This is a genomic window from Alkalibacterium gilvum, assembly GCF_900109085.1.
GTDB classification, from domain to species: Bacteria; Bacillota; Bacilli; order Lactobacillales; family Carnobacteriaceae_A; genus Alkalibacterium; species Alkalibacterium gilvum.
The window spans coordinates 1-4,787 of record NZ_FNYW01000065.1; the positions used below are offsets into that span (position 1 = coordinate 1).

Below are 4,787 nucleotides of genomic sequence, written 5' to 3' on the forward strand. Positions count from 1 at the left end.
AATTCAACTAGTAAAATACCTTTTAATATAGCCACTTATTTAACTATTTGTTGTAATTGAATTTTACTTAATTAGATTTAAGGCAAACTAAGGAGCAAAACCGTAAAAGAATAAGATATATAAAGAATATCCTACATAGAGTAATCCTACTAATATAGAGAAAAATATAATCATTATTATATATTTAAGAGCAGTTGGCTGGATATCAGCCTGCACTATCCATATGTAAAAACGCCATACGAGAGCTATTGCAAGGGGTACGACTAATCCAAAATACAAAGCAGATAGTCCGTTAAAATAAATATTAACTCCTTGATCACTCGAGATTAAAGAGCTAAAAGAGAAAGCTCCTAAAAAGATGATAAATGCTAGGCTGATAACGATGGAATAAAGTCGAAATTTATTTTTGTGTTTATCTGGTAATTTAAGATTAAAAGAAATTAATAGATGTACTGCAGCTATTATTATTGCAACGATAAACTCTGGTAAAAATTGCATATTGGTTTCCTTCTTCCAGTTTATTTTAGCTATTATATCTATTTTCTTAAGTTTCACTCAATTCTTATTGTGACAAACTCAATTCTTCTTTTCTTTGAAATCTTATTTAAAATTATAACATAAACTATAATCAAGTAGTTTTTTAAGAAAGATGAGTATAAAAGCATTTTAATTTCAGTCATTTAGAATAATATATCCTATAAATAGTTTCCGGTAAGATATCAGCGTGCTATCATAAAGATAGCATGAAGATATCATTATGATAGCAACATGATAGCACAAAGCTATCACATTTCATTGGTAGGATGGTGAGATAATTGACAGAAAATCGTGTGCAAATAATCATAAGAACTACTGATACTGAGAGAGATCAGGTTAAGAAAATGGCACAAGAAAAAGATGTTTCAATGAATCAATTTATTCTTGATGCTATCTTTGATAGCAAAGATGATAGCACTTCTGATAGCAGTGATAGCATCAATGATAGCAAAAGTGATAGCAGGATGATTGAGATTTTAGAAGGACAACTGGCTAAAAAAGATGAACAAATTGAGCAGATGCAAAAGCTACTCGATCAGCAGCAACAATTAACATTACAAACCAATCAACAAATACAATACCTCCAATTAGAAGAAAATAAAGAAACCGAAAAGAAAGCAGAAGCTTTTGAAGAAAAAGAAGCCAAAAAAGGCTTCTTTAGCCGATGGTTTGGCTCTTAAAATAAAAAACTCGCCCCCTGACGCTAGTCGAAGGGGGCTTTTTTATGCACTGTTGTCTTTCATGCGCCGAGCCAACGCGGCCGCATGAAGAACAACCAAACTTTTAGAGCGAAAACGGACACCGTCCAGCGAAAAATGTTTGATCGGCTGACCAATCAGCCGACGCACTTCACGCTCTTACAAGGGAACGTTTTTCCCCTTGTCTCAGCTGAAAGCTGACCTTTTTAAGCCTCGCAGAGCACACACCTTACAGAAGGTAAGGTATAGTATGTTATACTTTACATGGAAGTTGTGCCGAAGAAACCAGAAAAGGAGTGCTTGTCCTATGTCCATGGTTGTGGCGAGAATGCAGAAGATGAAGGCAGAAAATTTAACGGGAATTGGGAGTCATAATCAAAGAAAAACAGATAATCATTCAAACAAAGATATTGATGTGTCAAAATCACATTTGAATTATGACTTAGTCCACCAAACGCAGAATTATAAAAAGGATATCGAACAATTTATTCATGATAAGCGGACAGGCAGTCGCGCGATCAGAAAAGATGCGGTATTGGTCAATGAGTGGATCATTTCAAGCGACAGATTATTTTTTGAACGCTTAAACGAACAAGAGACCAAGCACTTCTTTGAAGCGACAAAAGACTATTTTGCTGAAAAGTTTGGTAATGACAATATTCGTTATGCTACGGTTCATTTGGACGAAACAACGCCTCATATGCATTTAGGAATTGTGCCTTTTGACCGAGATAACAAGTTGAGTGCAAAAAGAGTATTTAATCGTGAAGCGCTGCGTGACGTACAAGAGGACTTGCCTAAACATTTACAGGCATTGAACTTTGACATTGAGCGAGGCCAAAAAGGTTCTGAAAGAAAAAATTTATCGGTGCCTGAATTCAAAGAGATGAAGCAGGAACAACAAGAGATACAATACGAACTAAGACAAAGAAAAATGGAACTAGCCGCGTATATCAAAGAAAATAATTTAAGCTTACCGATTGACCATATCAAAGTAAAAAAAGAAAAAGAAACTGTTAAAATACCGAGCGGAGAAAAAATTTTAGGGATAGATGTTCCCAAAAAAGTTGAAAGAACAACGGGCAATGTCATTATGTCAGAAGACGATTACAAACAAATTCAGCAATACAAAAAGCATGTGAGTAAAACGCAAGCAACTTTTGTTAATTTATTATATACAGATATTTACGCAGAAAATAAATCTTTAAAAGATGAATTAATTGAACAAAAAGAAAAAAATAATAAAAATATCGACGACTACAATGACCTCTCTAACGCCTACAATGATCTGATTGATGAAAACACTCTTTTAAAAGCCCATATCAGCGATTTAAAGCAAGAAATAAAATTAATCTATACAGAGACAAAAGCGTACTTAAAAGAGCGTGCGAGCGATATTCAGCACTTTAAAGAGTTATTCAAATCTTTTGTTAGTAAGGTTTTAATTTCTGTTAAAGGAAATGATTTAGACAGTCAATTTAAAAAAGAAGTTGATCGTGACAGGGTAAGAAAAAGAGATAGAGGTATTAGCAGATAATTTAATGAACCGACCTGATCAATAAAAGAAATTGAGATGTTAAATCTTTATTTTATTCTGAAAAAATGTAACAACAGCCAACAATGGTATTTAAACGCTAAAAAAAGACGTTACAGACGTTCCGACTCTGAAAACGCACAAATATACCCCCCACAAACAAAAAGGATCAGACGCGCTAAAAACACAATTATATTAGACATGGTTTTTGAAAAGTTTCTCCATGGGACAGTAATTGCCGTTCTTCTGGTAGCATGATATACTTAGGATGCGATAACGAAATAACGTCTAGTGAACGACACAAAGCCGCCCCTAATGCGAATAGGAGCGGCTTTTTTTGCGTTCGCTGCGATGACGAACGTGTGGGTTAGACAGCAACTTGCACGTTACCGCTAATCTTCTAACCAATGATCAACCAATATTAAAATTAGTCCCACAAAAAGTGGTGCGATAACTAACGAAATAACGTCTTGCACGAACAACACCCCCTCTGGGGGCAAGCTGCCACGTTTAAATATAACATAGGGGTCGACTGTTTGAATAGATTATCTGTATGAAGATCCCTTGTTTTTCTGCCCTGGGGTATGTAGGGCTTGCCCTGCACGAACGAAGTGAGCACATAACAGAGCGTGCTGCTCAAAAGAACGTGTAAGACGCTGTTTATACTGATTTTAACCTAAAAACCCATGGTTTCTTTAATTACGGAGCGTAGTGACTGTTCTTGATCTGTTTAAATGGTCTACGCTTGCGGAGCAAGGGGTCTTTATTTTTTTATGTTTTAATCTTCAAAGGCTTGCGTGAGCAAGGCGTCCTTTTACTTGTTCTTTTTGTTGTGTGAAACTCCTTTTTTTAGTCAGGAAATCAGTCTATACGGCTCGCATAATTTCAAAGCGCTCTGTTTATATATGTTTAATAATATGTTTAAGTAATGTTTAGGATCGTTGTAACACGCGTGGTTGAGCCTTTAAATAACCGTTATAAGTATACTTTGGGGTGTTATAAGAATATTTTGGGGTGTTATAAGAATATTTTGGGGCGTTATAAGTATGTTTTGGGGTTTTATAAGAATGACTAAAAAAAATATGCTTATGTTAGTTTTTATGCTACTATAAGTATAATTAATTGGGGGGCATTCTTATGACAGAAGTAGTCAAATATCATAACGATTTAAATACAGTAGTTATGCGGAATTGGAAGCCTATTGAAATGAATATATTCTTTGGTATTATCGCTAAAGCGAGAGATAAAGATACTAGAAAACTCATTTTTTCAACTGATGAGTTGAGAGAAATGACTGACACTGCTGGTAACAAGAACGTAAGTCGTTGGAATAAAGCTATGATTGATGTTTCTCAGAAAGTAAGTCAATTAAGTTATTATTATGAAGATGAAGAACGTTACGTTTTAATGATGTTATTCTCAATGTTTGAAGTTAATAAGAAAGACCAAACTTTAACTATCCAAGTATCTGAATACTTTGACTACGTTCTGAATCAGCTAAATGCGACTTTTACCTCGTATGAATTGAGAGAATTTACTGAATTAAGATCAAGCTATTCTAAATCAATGTATAGATTACTAAAGCAATGGAGGACAGTTGGTAAGAAGAGGTTCTCAGTTGATGAATTTTCAATGCTCTTAGATGTTCCCAAAAGTTACTCAAAAGGGATGATTGACCGACAGATAATCAGTCCCATCATCGAAGAGTTGTCTAAATTTTTTGATAATCTAAAAGTAAAAAAAATAAAACATAATACTCGGGGTAATCCAATTACTCATTATGAATTTACTTGGAAACCCGAGAAAACTGAAAAGTGGGTAGAAAACAAATACAATAAGAAGTCCGTTAGTTCAAGTAAAACCGTTCGTAACGAAACACTTCCTGAATGGGCAAAAGATAACTATGAATCAAAACCAGATGAACTCTTGCCACCAGAAAAACAAGCTAGATTCTTAACCAAGCTAGAACAAATAAGGAACAATAAGAAAACTTAATAGTGAGTTTGTCATAATAAGAA

General features: G+C 34.5%; 5 protein-coding genes. 3 read left to right on the forward strand and 2 right to left on the reverse strand.

Annotated elements, in window-relative coordinates:
• Positions 1-87: 87 nt before the first annotated feature.
• Positions 88-498: a hypothetical protein gene (locus BMX83_RS10340; RefSeq protein ID WP_091636765.1), complete on the reverse strand. Its 411-nt coding sequence runs from the start codon at positions 496-498 to the stop codon at positions 88-90.
• Between the two features lie 317 nt (positions 499-815).
• On the opposite strand from BMX83_RS10340, the gene BMX83_RS10820 reads away from it, so the two are divergent.
• Complete coding sequence (locus tag BMX83_RS10820; RefSeq protein ID WP_245746667.1) at positions 816-1,217, forward strand: DUF536 domain-containing protein; 402 nt, start codon at positions 816-818, stop codon at positions 1,215-1,217.
• A 325-nt stretch (positions 1,218-1,542) separates the two neighbouring features.
• Positions 1,543-2,772 (forward strand): MobV family relaxase, encoded by a 1,230-nt coding sequence (gene mobV, locus BMX83_RS10350; protein ID WP_091636767.1) that lies wholly within the window; start codon positions 1,543-1,545, stop codon positions 2,770-2,772.
• A 389-nt stretch (positions 2,773-3,161) separates the two neighbouring features.
• Here the strand turns inward: mobV and BMX83_RS11215 are convergent, their stop codons facing one another.
• Positions 3,162-3,254, reverse strand: a complete 93-nt coding sequence (locus tag BMX83_RS11215; protein WP_177170580.1) for a type I toxin-antitoxin system Fst family toxin — start codon at positions 3,252-3,254, stop codon at positions 3,162-3,164.
• A gap of 652 nt (positions 3,255-3,906) precedes the next feature.
• Between BMX83_RS11215 and BMX83_RS10355 the strand changes: the two genes are divergently transcribed.
• A complete protein-coding gene (locus BMX83_RS10355) occupies positions 3,907-4,764 on the forward strand; it encodes a replication initiation protein (RefSeq protein ID WP_091636769.1) in 858 nt (285 codons plus the stop codon).
• The last annotated feature ends 23 nt before the right edge of the window (positions 4,765-4,787 follow it).